Origin of the sequence: Curtobacterium sp. ME12 (genome assembly GCF_903970855.1) — a bacterium.
Taxonomy (GTDB): Bacteria; Actinomycetota; Actinomycetes; order Actinomycetales; family Microbacteriaceae; genus Curtobacterium; species Curtobacterium poinsettiae_A.
Genome location: NZ_CAJCKD010000023.1, coordinates 13,003 through 28,414 on the forward strand (window position 1 = coordinate 13,003; position 15,412 = coordinate 28,414).

Sequence of the window (15,412 nt, forward strand, 5' to 3'; positions counted from 1 at the left end):
GGTGGGTGTCGCCGGTCGCCCGTAGGCTCGTGGCATGAGCACCACGCCCGCGCCCGCTGCCGTGCCTGCTCCCGATGCCGTGTCCGCACCGCGTGCCGCTGCGCTCGACGTGCTGCACCGCGTGTGGGGCTACGACGACTTCCGCGGTGAGCAGGCGGCCATCATCGACCAGGTGGTCGGCGGTGGTGACGCCCTCGTGCTCATGCCGACCGGCGGTGGCAAGTCCCTCTGCTACCAGGTGCCCTCGCTCGTCCGCGACGGCGTCGGGGTCGTGGTGTCGCCGCTCATCGCCCTGATGCAGGACCAGGTCGACGCCCTCGCGGCGAACGGCGTGCGCGCCGCGTTCCTCAACTCCACGCAGGGCCCCGACGAGCGGTCTCGAGTCGAACGGGCGGTCGTGCAGGGCGAGGTCGACATGCTCTACCTCGCGCCCGAGCGGCTCCGACTCGAGTCCACCCGTGCGCTCCTCGACCGTGCGCGCGTCTCGCTGTTCGCCATCGACGAGGCACACTGCGTCGCCCAGTGGGGCCACGACTTCCGCCCGGACTACCTCGAGCTGAGCGTCCTGCACGAGCGGTGGCCGACGGTGCCGCGCATCGCCCTGACCGCCACCGCGACGCCGCAGACCCACCGCGAGATCTCCGCACGGCTCGGCCTCGACGACGCCGCGCACTTCGTCGCCGACTTCGACCGGCCGAACATCCAGTACCGCATCGAGCCGAAGACCGGCGCGCTGCAGCAGCTGCTCACCTTCATCCGCACGGAGCACAGCGGCGACGCCGGCATCGTGTACTGCCTGTCCCGCAACTCCGTCGAGCGCACCGCGACCGCCCTGGCCGAGCAGGGGATCAACGCCCTGCCGTACCACGCGGGCCTCGACGCCCGGGTGCGTGCGCGCAACCAGTCGACGTTCCTGCGCGAGGACGGCGTCGTCATGGTGGCCACCATCGCGTTCGGCATGGGCATCGACAAGCCCGACGTCCGGTTCGTGGCGCACCTCGACCTGCCGAAGTCGGTCGAGGGGTACTACCAGGAGACGGGCCGTGCGGGTCGTGACGGGCTGCCGGCCACCGCGTGGCTCGCGTACGGCCTGAACGACGTCGTGCAGCAGCGGCGGATGATCGACCAGTCCGAGGGCGACGCCGCGCACCGTCGGCAGCTCAGCGCCCACCTCGACGCGATGCTCAGCCTGTGCGAGACGATCGAGTGCCGCCGGGTGCGGCTGCTCGCGTACTTCGGGCAGGAGAGCTCCCCGTGCGGCAACTGCGACACGTGCATCGCGCCGCCGGAGTCGTGGGACGGCACGATCCCCGCGCAGAAGCTCCTGTCCACCGTCGTGCGGCTCGAGCGCGAGCGCCGCCAGCGGTACGGCGTCTCGCACCTGGTCGACATCCTGATCGGCAAGCGTTCGCCCCGCGTGCAGGAGCTGCAGCACGACACCCTGGCGACCTTCGGCATCGGTGCCGACCTGTCCGAGGGCGAGTGGCGCGCGGTCGCACGACAGGTGCTGGCCCAGGGCTACGCGGCGGTGTCGGGCGACGGCTTCGGCACGGTCGTCCTCAGTCCCACGAGCGCCGAGGTCCTGACCGGCAAGGTGCAGGTGCGGATGCGTCGCGACCCGGTCAAGGCACCGCGGGCCGGACGCAGCGGTCGACGGACGGTCGTCACCGACATGCCGCAGGAAGCCGTCGGCCTGTTCGAGGCCCTTCGTGCCTGGCGTGCCGCCGAGGCCCGCGAGCAGGGCGTCCCCGCGTACGTGGTCTTCAACGACGGGACGCTCCGGGGCATCTCCGCCGTCCGACCCGCCGACGTCGACCAGCTCGGCGAGATCTCCGGGGTCGGCGCGGCGAAGCTCGAGCGGTACGGGCGGGCGGTCCTCGACGTCGTCGCCGCGGCCGACTGACGCCCTGCCACCACTGCATGCCGTTCCGGGCATGTACCCGCCGCGCGCCTCATTACACTCGGTAGCTCGTCACCACGAGGAGGTCCGGTGTCCGGTTCGACGAAGTTCGCCACCGTGCTCAGTCGCGCGGTGGTGACCCCGCTCGCCCGGTTGCTGTGGCGCCCGAAGATCATCGGTCGTCGGAACGTCCCGAAGCGCGGCCCGGTGATCCTCGCGAGCAACCACCGCTCGTTCATCGACTCGCCCGCGATCACGCTCATGGCGCCGCGCAAGGTGTCGTTCCTGGCGAAGCAGGAGTACTTCACGGGCTCGGGTCTCAAGGGAGCCGTCTCGCGGGCGTTCTTCGGTGGCATCGGCGCCATCGGGGTCGAACGTGGCGCGGGTGCGGCGGCCCAGCAGGCCCTCGACCTCGGGCTGGCACGCCTGCAGGAGGGCGAGGCGTTCGCGATCTACCCGGAGGGCACGCGCTCGCTCGACGGCCGGATCTACAAGGGCCGCACGGGTGTGGCGTGGCTGGCGTTGACGAGCGGTGCCCCCGTGGTGCCCGTCGCGCTCACCGGCACCGAGGACGTGCAGCCGGTCGGCTCCCGGCTGCCGAAGCTCGCCCGCGTGACGATCGAGTTCGGGCAGCCGATCGACCTGTCGTCCTTCGGCGAGGCGTCGTCCGGCCGTGCTCGGCGCCACGCGACCGATGCGGTGATGGCGGCGATCCAGGAGCTCAGCGGCCAGGAGTCGGCGAACGCCTACAACAACCCACCCGCGACGATCGTCGAGCGGGTCCGTCGTGCGCTGCAGCCGGACGACCCGACCGCTGCCGCCGTCGACCCCGACTGATCGCCGCCACTGTCCGGTCACTATTGCACATCTGAAATATCGGTGGTTGAATGGCGGACGTGCCGCTCGGCACGCCGCCATCGCCGGTCGCCCGAGAACGACCAGCCACGACATCCAGATCGGACCGTCCGCAGCATGTCCTCCACCCCGCTCTTCGACTCCATCGCCCAGCGTCGCGATCAGGCCGACGCCCCGCACTCCACCGCGCACTCCACCCCGTCGCCGGCGATCGCCGTCGTGACCCCGGTGCCGACCTCGCCGATGTCCGCGCCCGTCCGACCGGGTGACTCCACGCTGGTGCCGGCCGCGCTCGTCGCCGCGATCGACGAGATCCCGGTGCGGGTGGCGTCGGCTCTCGTGACCGAGGTCACGATCCGTCCCGAGCACCTCGTCCTGGTCGAGACCGTCGCCGACGCGATCACCCGCGCGGTCGTCGACGCCGTCGTGGGCGAGCTCGACCGGATCGCCCGTGACGGCGTCGTCCGCGTCTGACCGGGCCGGTCTCCGCACGATGTCGACCCTCGACGATGGCCTGCCCCGACGCCCACGCGGCGCCGAGCGCCGCGCCGCCGACCGACCGCCCGCGCCCCGGCCGCGCCGTGCACGGCACGCTGCACAGCCGGGGCCGCTCCGAGCCGCCGGGGTGGCGGTGCCCCCTCCCGCCACCCCGGCATCCACCCAGCCGATGCGACGCATCCGGCCTGCACAGCCCATCCGGCCCACGCACCCCGCCCGGCCCACGGAGTCGGCTGCTCCCGCACAGCCTGTCGCTCCCGCACAGCCTGTCGCTCCCGCACGTCGCCGCCCCGCGTCCTTCCGGATCCCCGCCCGGCGGACCCTGCCCGCCGTGGCGGTGACCGCGGTCACGTGCCTGTTCGTCGCGGTCGGCTCCCCGCAGACCGCCTTCGCTGCTCCGACCGCTCCGGAACCCACGTCGGCACCCGCTGGTGTGCAGCACTTCGTCGCCGACGGTTCGACCGGGCCGACCGCCGGCCGCGACGACTTCTCGGTCGGTCGTGCTGCTGCGGCGCTCCGGTTCCCCGGCGGCGCGGCCCCGTCCGGTGGAGCCGTCCGCCCCACGGCCGGTGCGATCCCCGAGGCCGGTGCCTTCGGCTCCCGCTGGGTCGTCGGCTGCGCGGCCTGCTCCTCGAACCACCAGGGGGTCGACTTCGCGGCGGACATCGGGACCCCGGTCGTCGCCGCGCTGCCCGGGCGGGTCGTCTCGGCGGGTGTGCTCGGTGGCTACGGCAACCAGGTCCTCCTGCAGCACGCCGACGGCACCGCGACGCGGTACGGGCACCTGTCGGCGATCGACGTCCGCCCCGGGCAGGTCCTCCGCGCGGGGGAGCGCCTGGGGGCCGTCGGCAACACGGGCGTCTCGACCGGCGCCCACCTGCACTTCGAGGTCATCGTGGCCGGCACCCCGATCGACCCGGCCGCGTGGCTGCAGGCTCGCGGGCTCCTCTGACGGCGTCGGGCGTAGCGTCGGAGCGGTCGCGGCACGCTGTCGCGCCAGGACGGAGACGCACGTGCGAGTGACGGTGTTGGGGACGGGTGCGATGGGCGCCGGCGTGGCGGGATCACTGCTCCGCGACGGCCACGAGGTGACGGTCTGGAACCGGAGTGCCGACAAAGCCGCACCCCTGGGTGACCGCGGCGCCTCGGTGGCGAGTGACCCGGCCAGCGCCGTCGAGCACGCCGAGGTCGTCCTGCTCACCCTGTTCGACACCGACGCGGTCGTCGACGTCCTCGAGCGGGCCGCCGGCGACGCCCCGACCGACGCCGTGTGGGTGCAGGCCTCGACGATCGGGGTCGACGGCGCCGCGACGGTCCTGCAACTGGCCGAGCAGTACGGCATCACCCTGGTCGAGGCGATGATGCTCGGCACGAAGGCCCCCGCCGAACAGGGCAAGCTCACGATGCTCGCGGCCGGCCCGGCGGACCTGCTCGACCGCGTCGACCCCGTGCTCGACGCGATCGGCGCGAAGACCGTCCGCGCCGGCGACCACGTCGGCGACGGCACCGCACTCAAGCTCGCCGCGAACACCTGGATCGCCTCGATCACCGCGGCGACCGGGCAGTCGCTGGCCCTCGCGGCGGCGCTCGGGCTCGACCCCGCGCTGTTCCTGCAGGCCATCGAGGGCAGCGCGAGCGACTCCGCCTACGCCCACGCCAAGGGCGCTGCGATGATCGCCGGTGAGTTCCCCGCCCAGTTCGCACTCGACGGCCTGCGGAAGGACATCGGGCTCATCACCGATGCCGCCCGGACGGCGGGGGTGTCCACCACGCTGCTCGAGGCACTCGGGCGCGTCTACGCCGATGCCAGTGCAGCCGGGCACGGGCGTGACGACATCGCCGCGGTCGGCACCGCGTTCTGACGCACAGGCACAGGCACAGGCACACGCACGCGCAGGCACACGCACGGGCACGGGCACACGCACGGGCCTGCCGAGCGATCAGCCCCGGCGGAACACCTGCCGGAGGCGCTTCGTGATCCGCCCCACGGCCTCGTCGTTCATGGTGTTGGCGAGGTCGAACGCCTCACGAGCCGGGTCGGACCCGGCCTGGATGCGTCGGAGTGCGGCGTCTGCGCGGGCCCGCGGGTCGAGTTCGGCGAACGGCATGTCGTCCTCGGGGTGGTGCTCGCCGCGAGGGTCCATGCGGTCCAGGTTACGCGCGACCGGCGTCGTCCGACCCGGCGTCGAGCTCGTCCACGACGCGGACCATCTCGTCCAGGAAGTCCACGACGACCGCCATCTCGTTGCTCGGCAGGTGCTCGGTGACCTCGAGCGCGCGTGCGTCGAGCTCCTCGATGACCCGAAGTGCGTGCCGCATCGAGGTGCCGGTGGCGGTGAGGATCACACCACGGCGGTCGTTCGGGTCGGCGTGCCGTTCGACGTGGCCGCTGCGGACGAGCCGGTCGACGAGCGCCGATGTCGACGCTGCCGTGATCTCGAGCCGCTCGGCGAGGTCCTTCGCGTTGACGGTGCGGCCGTCGTGCTCGGCGTCGATCAGGAACCGGAGCGCCAGCAGCGCGTTCTCGCCGATCCCCAGTGCCTCGCGCGCTCGGCGCTGGGCAGCGCTCTCGGCCGTTCGGTACCGCCGCAGGGCGTTGAGGACGTCCACGGCGGAGACCGCGGAGTCCTCGTACCAGTACCCCGCGGTGCTGGTCATCACCTCGGACGTCATGCCCCCAATGCTAGACGCTCTAGTTAGATTGTCTAGCGAGCACGGAGACGGGACACCTGCAACACCCGTGACGCGGTTCTGTAACACCCCGGCAACGCCGGCTCGTTAGGTTCTGGACATGCAGGAGCAGCCGTGCTGAGTCGCCTCGCGGGGAACGTCTTCCACGTGGGGAGCGCGGTGGAGCGCACCGACGTCGTCGCACGGTTGCTCGACGTCTACGTCGCCCGCCGCGAACCAGGCACGCTCGACGACGACCGACTCGTGTCCACCGAGCTCCGCAGCGTCATCGGGACCACCGGCCCCGCGAACGACCCGGACCGCGCGGCCACCGTCGACGCCCTCGCGCTCGATCGGCACGAACCCGCGTCCATCGCCGCCGCGGTCGCCGTTGCCCGCGACCACGCACGCCGTGCCCGCGAGGTCGTCTCGAGCGAGCTCTGGGACTGCCTCGACGTCACGCGGTCGCGGATGCCCCGGAAGATCGCCCCGGACCGTGCGCACGAGTTCCTCGGTTGGGTGCGGGAGCGCAGTGCCCTCGCCATCGGGGTGGTCGAGGGGGACGCCAGCCGTGACGAGGTGTGGGAGTTCTTCACCCTCGGGCGCTCGCTCACCCGCTGCGCCTCCACGGCACGGCTCCTGGCGTCGCGGCTGCTCGAGCCGGACGCGGTCACCTCGTGGACGGCGGCGCTCCGGGCGTGCGGCGCGGGCGAGGCCTTCCTGCGTGGCCGGGACCACCCACCGGTGCCGTCCGACGCCGCCGCCTTCCTGCTCCTCGACGCGCACAGCCCGCGGTCGTTGCGCTTCACGGTGCACCGCGCGGCCGAGTGCCTGGCCGACGTCGCGCCGGCCTGCGTCGCGGACGAGGTCGCCGGGTTCGACGAGGTCCGCGCCCTGCTCGACGGGATCCCGGAAGAGTCGGCGCTCGCCGTGGCGGGCGACGTCGGGCTCCGGCTGGCGGTGGCTGCCGACCGGGTCGCCGCGGCCCTCGACGAGCGCGTCTTCGCGTCGTCCGCGCCCGTGCTCTGAGCCCGCCCGGCGCGCGTGTCCGGAGCCGGGTCGGCGCGTGTGTGGGGACCGGGTCGGTCCGCGCGGCGCGACCGCGGCCGTGGGTCCGGGTGACGTCGGACGGGAGGATCGTGGCGGCGCCGGTGCGGGCCTCCCGTCCGACGGGCGGTGCGTCACGGGCCGTCGGCCGACGGGCAGGGCGACCCGCCTGTCCGTCAGACGGCGCTGGACCGGTCGGCGAGCGTCTCGTCGCGTTCCAGCTCGCGGCGGAGCGCCGCGCGCGAGCCGACCACCGGCACGGCGTGTGTGATCGCCAGGTGCAGCCGCGAGTCGGCGTCGTAGCGCAGCCGGACCCGCTGGTACCGGACGAGCCAGACGAGCGCGATCCCGAGTGCGACGAAGCCCGAGGCCGCGCCGACGACGATCGCCCAGCGCGGGCCGAAGGCGTCGGCGACGGCACCGACGAGCGGGGCGCCGATGGGGGTGCCGCCCGCGAAGATCGCCATGTACAGCGCCATCACGCGGCCACGCATCGCGGGCTTCGTCGTGGTCTGCACCAGGGCGTTCGCCGTGGTCATGAAGGTCAGGGACGCGAGCCCGACGAACACCAGGACGATCGCGAAGGTCCAGTACGTCGGGGCGAGGGCGGCCGCGGTGCACGCGAGCCCGAACCCGCCGGCGGCGAGCACGAGGGTGCGCATCCGCGGCTTGTCCCGGCGGGCGGACAGCAGCGCACCGAGCACGGAGCCGATGGCCATCACCGAGTTGAGCAGCCCGAACTCGCCGGCGCCCTGGTGGAACTCGACCCGCGCCATCGTCGAGGTGAAGATCGGGAAGTTCACGCCGAACGTGCCGACGACGAAGATCATGCAGAGCACGACGACGATGTCCGGCCGGGTGCGGACGTACCGGAAGCCGGCGACGATCTGCCCCTTCCCTCGGCCCGCCCGGACCCGTTCGGCGAGCTGGGCGGGGTCGACGAACCGGAGTGCGACGAGGACGGCCAGGAACGACCCGGCGTTGATGACGAACACCCAGCCGGACCCGATCGCCGCGATGAGCACACCGGCGACCGCGGGGCCGATCAGGCGCGCGGCGTTGAACGACGCGGAGTTCAGGGCGACGGCGTTCGAGACGTCCTCGCCCTGCACGACGTCGGAGACGAAGGCCTGCCGGATCGGGGCGTCGAACGCGGCGACGATGCCGAGTGCCAGGGCGAAGCCGTACAGCGCGAGCAGGGTGGCGGTGTGGGTCAGGACCATCACGCCGAGTCCCAGCCCGAGCAGCCCCATCAGGCCCTGGGTGACCATGAGCATCTTCCGGCGGTCGAACCGGTCGGCGGCGAGCCCGGTGAGCGGCAGGAGCAGCAGCTGGGGGCCGAACTGCAGGGCCATCGTGATGCCCACCGCGACGGCGTCGTCGTCGGAGAGCTGGGTCAGCACGATCCAGTCCTGGGCGGTGCGCTGCATCCAGGTGCCGACGTTCGACACCAGGGCCCCGGCGAACCAGATGCGGTAGTTGCGTCCGGCGAGGGAACGGAACATGGCGGTCACTGCTGGGCCAGCCTCCTCATGATCTCGGTCGCGTCGGCGAGGGTGCTCCGCTCGTCAGCCGTGAGCGCTGCGAGTCGCGGGCTGAGCCAGCCGTCGCGGCGGCGTCGGGTCTCCTCGACGAAGGCCGCTCCGGCGGGCGTCGCACCGAGCAGCACCTTGCGGCGGTCGTCGCCGTGCCCGCACTTCGACACCAGACCCCGCTCGACCAGCACCGCGATGGTCTTCGTCATCGAGGGCGGTGTGACGCCGTCCTGTCGGCTCAGGTCGGCCAGGGTCATGGCGCCGTCGCGGTGGAGTCGCGCGAGGGCGGAGAACTGCGCGTCCGTGACGCTCGAGTCGGCCTTCTGGGCACGGAGTGTGCGGGACAGCCGGTTCACCGCGGTGCGGAGGTCGGTGGCGTCGGTCATCGGTCGTCAGCCTATCTCATTAGTTCAGCGAACGAACTTGATTTCGGGTGTACCGTGCTCTTAGACAACACGTGTTGCCGAGAGAGAAGGAGAACATGTCCGAGTTCGAGGGCAAGGTCGCCGTCGTCACCGGTGGTGGCAGCGGCATCGGCGAGTCCGTCGCGAAGGAGCTCGCCGCGGCGGGCGCCACGGTGGTCGTCGCCGACATCAACCTGGCGGGCGCCGAGCGCGTCGCCGCGTCGATCGTGGAGGCCGGTGGCACCGCCCGCGCGTTCGAGGCGAACTCCGCGGTCGCCGCGGACAACGAGCGCATGGTGCAGTTCGCGGTCGACACGTTCGGCGCGCTGCACCTGGCCGTGAACAACGCCGGCATCGGCGCAGCACCGCAGCCCATCGGCGAGTACGACGTCGCCGCCTGGGACCGCGTCCGTGCGGTCGACCTGGACGGCGTCTTCTACGGGCTGCGCTACGAGATCCCCGCGATGGTGGCTGCCGGTGGTGGCGCGATCGTGAACATGGCGTCGGTGCTCGGCACGGTCGGCATGGCGCAGAACGCCGCCTACGTCGCCTCGAAGCACGCGCTCGCCGGGCTGACCAAGGTCGCCGCACTGGAGTACTCGTCGCAGGGCGTCCGCACGAACGCCGTGGGCCCCGGGTTCATCGACACCCCGCTGCTCCGCGGGTCGCTCTCGTCCGAGGCCATCGCGGCGCTCGAGGACGAGCACGCCTCGAAGCGGCTCGGCACCGACGCCGAGGTCGCCGCGCTCGTGCTGTTCCTGCTGAGCAACAAGGCCTCGTTCATCACGGGCAGCTACCACCTGGTGGACGGCGGCTACTCCGCCCACTGACGGCTCGGGTGCACCGCGTCGTTCCGGGCGTACCTGGTCGAAACGGGCGTACCTGGTCGGTTCTTCCGACCAGGTACGCCCGTTTCCGCTCTCCAGCGCTGGTGCGATGGGAAGGAACGTCGGACGGGAGGCCCGCCCAGCGTGCGCCGGTCGGCTCGCGCTGGGCGGGCCTCCCGGCCTTCAGAGCCGCGGGTCCGTCAGGATCGCGTCGTGCGGGAGCAGGGCGTACACGCCCCACGTGCGGTTCGCGACCTGCGTGATGCGCATGCTCACCGCCACGCTCGCCATCGCGAGGGCCTCGGCGCGGCCGATCCCGTGCATCCCGGCGATCCAGTCGACCATCCGGTCGAGTGCCGTGGCCGTCGCGAGGTTGAGGTCGGCGTCGAAGCCGAAGGTGACGCGACCCGCGGGGGTGTCGGCGTGCACGCCCTCGACCGGGGCCTGGTCGAGGAGCGTCAGGGTCATCGTCGTCGTCATGCCGCACTCGACCGCCGTGCCGGAGACCTCGCCGTCGCCCTGGGCCGCGTGCCCGTCCCCGACGTGGAGCAGGGCATCCGGCACCGTCACGGGCAGGTACAGGGTCGAGCCGGCGATCAGCTCGCGGCAGTCGACGTTGCCGCCGCCGACCGCGCGGGGCGGGATCGTCGAGTGCTCCCCGGTGGCCTGCGGTGGGACGCCGACGACGCCGAGGAACGGTGCCGTCCGCACCCCGAGGCCGAGCTGGTTGACAGCCACCCGGGCAGCCACGTCGATGTCCCAGAGGAGCGGGCCGCGCGACGCCGGGTCGGTCAGGCCGAGTGCGCGGTTCACCGGGGAGTCGACCCCGCCCGAGGCCGTGTAGCCCCAGTCGTCGGGCACGAGGTCGTCGAAGTGCACCGCCAGGACCATCCCCGGACGAGCGCCCGCGACGGCGATCGGCCCGACCAGGCAGTGGCCTCGGCGCGGGTCGATCAGGGTCGGGGCGTCCAGGCCCGGGCCCGGCTGGCGTTCCGTGTAGCCCGCGGCGCTCAGGGTACGGACGGTCACCGTGTCGCCCGGCTCCACGGTCAGGACCGGCTGGCGTTCGGCGGTGAAGACGTCGACGGCGGAGTCGACCGTGGCGTCGAGGTGGTGGGTGGTCACCGCTCGATCATCCCAGGGGGCGGTTCTGGCGGTTCCGGGTGTTCTGGGAAGGAACGTCCTCAGTGGAACTGGGGGATCGTGAGCCAGATGCCGGCCAGCACGGCGGCGGTGCACAGCGCGAAGCACACCACAGCTCCCGCCAGTGCTGCCGGCGGGGTGTGCCCTGAGCGCGGGGTCTCGTCGGAGTACTGCGTGCGCTCGCCGCCCGCGTCGTCCGGCTGCCCCGTGCCGAGCAGCCGGAGGCCGAGCGTGTATACGAGCACCAGGCCCACGGCGGCCACGAAGCCGACGCCGGCGACCGTGCCGATCGCGGTGAAGTCGATGTCCATCGTCGTTCCCCTCAGTTCGTCGCGCCGGTCGGCTGCGGCTCGGTCTGCTCGGCCGGCCCGGACTCGGTGGTGATGTCCTCGTGCGAGATCGGCTTGCGCTTGGCGAGGAGGAAGAAGGTGAGCCCGCCGGCCAGGGCGAGGACCGCGACGAGCACCAGCCCGAACACCGAGGTCGACGCGAGCCAGGTCGCGAGCGCCCCGACCACCGCAGCGGCCGGCAGCGTGATCACCCATGCGACGACGATGCGGCCGACGACCGACCAGTGCACGTCGGCGAGCTTCTTGCCGAGGCCCGAGCCGACGACCGCGCCGCTCGTCACGTGGGTCGTCGAGAGCGCGAAGCCCAGGTGCGACGAGATGAGGATCGTCGCCGCGGAGCTCGTCTCGGCGGCGAAGCCCTGCGGCGACTGCACGTCGGAGATCTTCTTGCCGACGGTCTGCATGATCCGCCAGCCGCCCATGTAGGTGCCGAGGCCGATCGCGAGCCCGCAGGCCAGGATCACCCAGAGCGCCGGACCGGTGCCGGCGGCCTGGTAGTTCGCGGCGATGAGGGTCAGCGTGATGACGCCCATCGTCTTCTGCGCGTCGTTCGTGCCGTGCGCGAGCGACACCAGCGACGCCGAGATCGTCTGTCCGTGCCGGAACCCGGTCGCGGCACCGTGGGTCGTCGCGTTCTTCGTGAGCACGTACGCCAGGTACGTCGCGACCAGGGCGATCACCCCGGCGATGACCGGGGAGAGCAGCGCCGGCAGCACGACCTTCGACACCACCGTCGCCCAGCTGATCGAGTTCAGCCCCGCCCCGATGATCGAGGCGCCGATGAGCCCACCGAACAGCGCGTGGGTGGACGACGACGGCAGCCCGAGGTACCACGTCGCCAGGTTCCACAGCACCGCGCCGACGAGTCCCGCGAAGATCATCGTCGGGGAGATGTGGATGCCGTCCTGCCCCTCGCGGATGATGCCCTGCGAGACGGTCTTGGCGACCTCGGTGGACAGGAACGCGCCGACCACGTTGAGCACGGCGGAGATGAGCACGGCGGTCCGGGGCTTGAGCGCTCCCGTGGCGACCGACGTGGCCATGGCGTTCGCGGTGTCGTGGAACCCGTTCGTGAAGTCGAACACGAGGGCCACGACGATCACCAGCGTGACGATGACGATGACGTCCATGCGCAGGACGGTAGGCCCGCCCAGAACCCGCTGCGTGAACGCCGGGTGAACAGGTCCGGGATGGAGCGCGTCTGCGAAGATGCGGGTGTGCCAACCTTCTCCGCCGCTCGCGGCGACGCCTCGTTCACCGACGCCCACGGCGTCGAGATCGTCTACTCGACCTGGCGTGCGGCGCGGCCGAAGGGCGTCGTGCAGATCGCGCACGGCGTCGGGGAACACGGGCTCCGCTACGAACCGCTCGCGCAGGACCTGGTGCGCGCCGGGTACACCGTGCACGCCAACGACCACCGCGGGCACGGACGTACCGGGCTGGCCCAGTGGGACGGCGACCACGCCAAGCTCGGTCGGCTCGGCCCCGGCGGCCTGCGCGCTGCGATCGCCGCGGTCGAGCAGATGAGCGCGGTCGCGCGGGCCGACGAACCCGGGCTGCCGCTCGTGCTGCTCGGTCACTCGTGGGGGTCGCTCATGGCGCAGCGGATCGTGAACACCTCGTCGGACCGCTACGACGGCGTCGTCCTGTCCGCGAGCGCCTACCGGCTGCCCGGTTGGATGAACAGCGGCGACCTCAACGCCCGGCACGCAGGGTCCGGGCCCACCAAGTACGAGTGGCTCACCCGCGACCGGAAGATCATCGACGCGATGGCGCTCGACCCCCTGGCGGTCGAGGCCGACGTCATCGGGCTGTTCGGGCTCGCCGACACCCTCCGGCTGCTCGGTGTGCCGCGGCGTGGGATCCCGCACGACCTGCCGATGCTGCTGCAGGTCGGCTCCGACGACACCCTCGGGGGCCCGCGTTCGATCGAGCGTCTGGCGCAGGCGTACCGCCGACGCGGCCGGCTGTCCGACGTGACCGTGCAGGTGTACGACGGCGCCCGGCACGAGGTCTACAACGAGACGAACCGCGCCGAGGTCATCGGCGACCTGGTCGCGTGGCTCGACCGGGTGACCACGCGCTGAGGGCGCTCGCCGGGTCCTGCGACGCGACCGGTGACGGACTGGAGGCGCGTGGCGGCGCCGCCACGCGCCTCCAGGCCGTCATCGGGCCGACTCACTGCCGGGCCGTCGGCCGTCCGGAATAGGGTTGCGGCATGCACGGTGAGTACAAGGTCCCCGGAGGCAAGCTGGTCGTCGTCGACCTCGAGGTCGTCGACGGCACGATCCAGCAGTTCCGCCTGGCGGGTGACTTCTTCCTGGAACCCGACGACGCGCTGCCGCTCATCGACGCGGCCGTGAACGGGCTCCCCGCCACCACCGACGCCGCGGGCATCGCCGCAGCGGTGCGGGCGGCCCTGCCGACCGATGCCGTGCTGCTCGGCTTCACGCCCGAGTCCGTCGGCGTCGCGGTGCGCCGTGCGCTGTCGCGGGCCTCGACCTGGCGCGACCACGACTGGCAGATCGTGCACGAGGGGCCGATCAGCCCGAACGAGCACCTCGCGCTCGACCAGGTGCTGACCGAAGAGGTCGGCGCCGGCCGCCGCGGTCCGACGCTGCGCATCTGGGAGTGGGACCAGCCGGCCGTCGTGATCGGCTCGTTCCAGTCGCTGAAGAACGAGGTCGACCCCGCCGGCGCCGAGAAGTACGGCGTGCAGGTGGTCCGACGCATCTCCGGCGGGGGCGCGATGTTCATGGACGCCGGGGCCGTCATCTCGTACTCGCTCTACGTGCCGTCCGACCTGGTGCAGGGCATGACGTTCGCCGACTCGTACGCGTTCCTCGACGAATGGGTGATCGAGGCGCTCAAGTCGCTCGGCATCGAGGCGTACTACCAGCCCCTCAACGACATCACCTCGACCAAGGGCAAGATCGGCGGGGCCGCACAGAAGCGCCTCGGCACCGGTTCGCTGCTGCACCACGCCACCATGAGTTACGACATGGACGGCGAGAAGATGGTGCAGGTGCTGCGCATCGGGCGCGAGAAGATGAGCGACAAGGGGACGACATCGGCCGCGAAGCGGGTGGACCCGCTGCGCTCGCAGACGGGGCTGTCCCGCGCCGAGATCATCGACCGGCTGATCGGCACGTTCACGAAGCTGTACGGGGCGACTCCCGGCGCGGTGACCGACGCCGAGCGCGAGAAGGCACAGGAGCTGGTGCGGACGAAGTTCGCGACGAAGGAGTGGCTCGAGCGGGTGCCGTGAGCCTGCGCCCGATCGACGGTGGACGCGGCGGCCGGAGCTGAGGGGGGACGTCCCGGCCGCCGCTGCTGTCGAGTGTGCGCCTCGACCTCATGAACCAGACGTGTGGATGATGAGAATCCCCCGCGCGGCTGATCCGCTCACCGCGCAGCCCACGTAGCGTCGCTGCCGTGAACTGGTTGATCTTCCTGGGGGCGGTGGCCGCCGTGGCCGTCGTGGTGTGGATCGCCGATCGCATGGGGTGGATCGACCTGTCGAACAAGTCCCAGCGGAGCGGCGGATCCGGAGGCATGGGCGGAATGCTGGACGAGGTGTTCGCGCCGACCCGGCACGAGACGCAGGCCGAGTACGAACGGCAGGCGCGCCTGCCGGAACAGGCCCCGTCACCGGCGGATCACGACCACGACCTGCTCAGCGGCAGTGTGCTCATCCGGGTGCCGACGGTGCGGACCGCCGGGCGGCACGAGGCCCGCGCGGGGACGCACGACCGGTCGTACTGAGCGGACGGGCGTCGCGCCCGTCTGTGCGTCGCTCGCGTCAGCGGGTCGTGAGCTCCTGGTAGTCCGGGTGCCGCTCGATCCACGCGTGCACGTAGCTGCACTGCGCGACGACCCGGCGCGACGAACTCGCGCGAACGTCGTCGAGGGCGTGCTGCACCAGGATCGACGCGTGCCCACCACCGCGGTGCTCGGGATCGACCTCGGTGTGCACGAAGCGGATCTCGTCGCCGTCGATCTCGTACGCAGCGAGACCGATGACCTCGCCGTCCTCGATCAGGGAGTACTGCTGCTTGTCGGTGTCTTTGCGGACCTCGGGTGCTGCTGCCATGCACTCGACCGTACGCCTGGGGCTGGGCGTGCGGTCTGTGTTGGACGCCTGCGCCGCGCGCTGCAGGCCTGCGCGGTGCGCGACAATGGG

At 72.2% G+C, this 15,412-nt stretch carries 18 protein-coding genes; 10 read left to right on the plus strand and 8 right to left on the minus strand.

Features of this window, described 5'->3' with window-relative positions:
- Positions 1-34: 34 nt before the first annotated feature.
- From recQ to H7A73_RS11900, 5 genes are all read left to right on the plus strand, one after another.
- Positions 35-1,903 (plus strand): DNA helicase RecQ, encoded by a 1,869-nt coding sequence (gene recQ, locus H7A73_RS11880; RefSeq protein ID WP_182066141.1) that lies wholly within the window; start codon positions 35-37, stop codon positions 1,901-1,903.
- Between the two features lie 87 nt (positions 1,904-1,990).
- The gene (locus H7A73_RS11885; protein ID WP_182066142.1) at positions 1,991-2,737 is read left to right on the plus strand and encodes a lysophospholipid acyltransferase family protein; all 747 of its coding nucleotides are present in this window, start codon (positions 1,991-1,993) and stop codon (positions 2,735-2,737) included.
- A gap of 135 nt (positions 2,738-2,872) precedes the next feature.
- Positions 2,873-3,229: a hypothetical protein gene (locus tag H7A73_RS11890; protein WP_182066143.1), complete on the plus strand. Its 357-nt coding sequence runs from the start codon at positions 2,873-2,875 to the stop codon at positions 3,227-3,229.
- Between the two features lie 355 nt (positions 3,230-3,584).
- Positions 3,585-4,205, plus strand: a complete 621-nt coding sequence (locus H7A73_RS11895) for a M23 family metallopeptidase (RefSeq protein ID WP_182066144.1) — start codon at positions 3,585-3,587, stop codon at positions 4,203-4,205.
- A 73-nt stretch (positions 4,206-4,278) separates the two neighbouring features.
- On the plus strand, positions 4,279-5,115 hold the full coding sequence (locus H7A73_RS11900; RefSeq protein WP_259362867.1) for an NAD(P)-dependent oxidoreductase: 837 nt from the start codon (positions 4,279-4,281) through the stop codon (positions 5,113-5,115).
- A gap of 78 nt (positions 5,116-5,193) precedes the next feature.
- On the opposite strand, the gene H7A73_RS11905 is transcribed toward H7A73_RS11900, so the two are convergent.
- Together H7A73_RS11905 and H7A73_RS11910 are read right to left on the minus strand one after the other, a co-directional pair.
- A complete protein-coding gene (locus H7A73_RS11905; RefSeq protein WP_182066145.1) occupies positions 5,194-5,397 on the minus strand; it encodes a hypothetical protein in 204 nt (67 codons plus the stop codon).
- A gap of 10 nt (positions 5,398-5,407) precedes the next feature.
- Entirely contained in the window at positions 5,408-5,926 is a 519-nt protein-coding gene (locus tag H7A73_RS11910) for a MarR family winged helix-turn-helix transcriptional regulator (RefSeq protein ID WP_182066146.1), read from the minus strand.
- 132 nt (positions 5,927-6,058) lie between these two features.
- On the opposite strand from H7A73_RS11910, the gene H7A73_RS11915 reads away from it, so the two are divergent.
- The gene (locus H7A73_RS11915) at positions 6,059-6,952 is read left to right on the plus strand and encodes an alpha-E domain-containing protein (RefSeq protein ID WP_182066147.1); all 894 of its coding nucleotides are present in this window, start codon (positions 6,059-6,061) and stop codon (positions 6,950-6,952) included.
- Between the two features lie 194 nt (positions 6,953-7,146).
- On the opposite strand, the gene H7A73_RS11920 is transcribed toward H7A73_RS11915, so the two are convergent.
- Both H7A73_RS11920 and H7A73_RS11925 read right to left on the minus strand, forming a co-directional pair.
- Positions 7,147-8,484: an MFS transporter gene (locus H7A73_RS11920; RefSeq protein WP_182066148.1), complete on the minus strand. Its 1,338-nt coding sequence runs from the start codon at positions 8,482-8,484 to the stop codon at positions 7,147-7,149.
- Complete coding sequence (locus H7A73_RS11925; RefSeq protein ID WP_182066149.1) at positions 8,481-8,891, minus strand: MarR family winged helix-turn-helix transcriptional regulator; 411 nt, start codon at positions 8,889-8,891, stop codon at positions 8,481-8,483. The genes H7A73_RS11920 and H7A73_RS11925 overlap by 4 nt, the downstream gene beginning before the upstream one ends.
- Positions 8,892-8,986: 95 nt before the next feature.
- Between H7A73_RS11925 and H7A73_RS11930 the strand changes: the two genes are divergently transcribed.
- Entirely contained in the window at positions 8,987-9,739 is a 753-nt protein-coding gene (locus tag H7A73_RS11930) for an SDR family NAD(P)-dependent oxidoreductase (protein ID WP_182066150.1), read from the plus strand.
- A gap of 180 nt (positions 9,740-9,919) precedes the next feature.
- Here H7A73_RS11930 and H7A73_RS11935 read toward each other — a convergent pair whose 3' ends face one another.
- Genes H7A73_RS11935 through H7A73_RS11945 form a run of 3 tightly spaced genes read right to left on the minus strand, consistent with a single transcriptional unit; the run spans position 9,920 to position 12,359 of the window.
- Complete coding sequence (locus tag H7A73_RS11935; RefSeq protein WP_182066151.1) at positions 9,920-10,861, minus strand: acetamidase/formamidase family protein; 942 nt, start codon at positions 10,859-10,861, stop codon at positions 9,920-9,922.
- A 59-nt stretch (positions 10,862-10,920) separates the two neighbouring features.
- A complete protein-coding gene (locus H7A73_RS11940; RefSeq protein ID WP_182066152.1) occupies positions 10,921-11,190 on the minus strand; it encodes a hypothetical protein in 270 nt (89 codons plus the stop codon).
- A gap of 11 nt (positions 11,191-11,201) precedes the next feature.
- Positions 11,202-12,359, minus strand: a complete 1,158-nt coding sequence (locus H7A73_RS11945) for an inorganic phosphate transporter (protein WP_182066153.1) — start codon at positions 12,357-12,359, stop codon at positions 11,202-11,204.
- Between the two features lie 87 nt (positions 12,360-12,446).
- Here H7A73_RS11945 and H7A73_RS11950 point away from each other — a divergent pair, with 87 nt between their 5' ends.
- The 3 genes from H7A73_RS11950 (at position 12,447) to H7A73_RS11960 (ending at position 14,994) form a co-directional block, all read left to right on the plus strand.
- On the plus strand, positions 12,447-13,316 hold the full coding sequence (locus H7A73_RS11950) for an alpha/beta hydrolase (protein WP_182066154.1): 870 nt from the start codon (positions 12,447-12,449) through the stop codon (positions 13,314-13,316).
- A gap of 131 nt (positions 13,317-13,447) precedes the next feature.
- Positions 13,448-14,497, plus strand: a complete 1,050-nt coding sequence (locus H7A73_RS11955) for a biotin/lipoate A/B protein ligase family protein (protein WP_182066155.1) — start codon at positions 13,448-13,450, stop codon at positions 14,495-14,497.
- A 167-nt stretch (positions 14,498-14,664) separates the two neighbouring features.
- Positions 14,665-14,994: a hypothetical protein gene (locus tag H7A73_RS11960; protein ID WP_182066156.1), complete on the plus strand. Its 330-nt coding sequence runs from the start codon at positions 14,665-14,667 to the stop codon at positions 14,992-14,994.
- Positions 14,995-15,031: 37 nt separating this feature from the next.
- On the opposite strand, the gene H7A73_RS11965 is transcribed toward H7A73_RS11960, so the two are convergent.
- Positions 15,032-15,322, minus strand: coding sequence for a GNAT family N-acetyltransferase (locus H7A73_RS11965; RefSeq protein ID WP_182066157.1), 291 nt, complete (start codon positions 15,320-15,322; stop codon positions 15,032-15,034).
- Positions 15,323-15,412: the final 90 nt, after the last annotated feature.

Coding starts and splice junctions, on each gene's coding strand:
- recQ (WP_182066141.1), top strand. CDS start 35: ATGAGCACCACGCCCGCGCCCGCTGCCGTGCCTGCTCCCGATGCCGTG.
- H7A73_RS11890 (WP_182066143.1), top strand. CDS start 2,873: ATGTCCTCCACCCCGCTCTTCGACTCCATCGCCCAGCGTCGCGATCAG.
- H7A73_RS11905 (WP_182066145.1), bottom strand. CDS start 5,397: ATGGACCCTCGCGGCGAGCACCACCCCGAGGACGACATGCCGTTCGCC.
- H7A73_RS11910 (WP_182066146.1), bottom strand. CDS start 5,926: ATGACGTCCGAGGTGATGACCAGCACCGCGGGGTACTGGTACGAGGAC.
- H7A73_RS11925 (WP_182066149.1), bottom strand. CDS start 8,891: ATGACCGACGCCACCGACCTCCGCACCGCGGTGAACCGGCTGTCCCGC.
- H7A73_RS11930 (WP_182066150.1), top strand. CDS start 8,987: ATGTCCGAGTTCGAGGGCAAGGTCGCCGTCGTCACCGGTGGTGGCAGC.
- H7A73_RS11940 (WP_182066152.1), bottom strand. CDS start 11,190: ATGGACATCGACTTCACCGCGATCGGCACGGTCGCCGGCGTCGGCTTC.
- H7A73_RS11945 (WP_182066153.1), bottom strand. CDS start 12,359: ATGGACGTCATCGTCATCGTCACGCTGGTGATCGTCGTGGCCCTCGTG.
- H7A73_RS11955 (WP_182066155.1), top strand. CDS start 13,448: ATGCACGGTGAGTACAAGGTCCCCGGAGGCAAGCTGGTCGTCGTCGAC.
- H7A73_RS11965 (WP_182066157.1), bottom strand. CDS start 15,322: ATGGCAGCAGCACCCGAGGTCCGCAAAGACACCGACAAGCAGCAGTAC.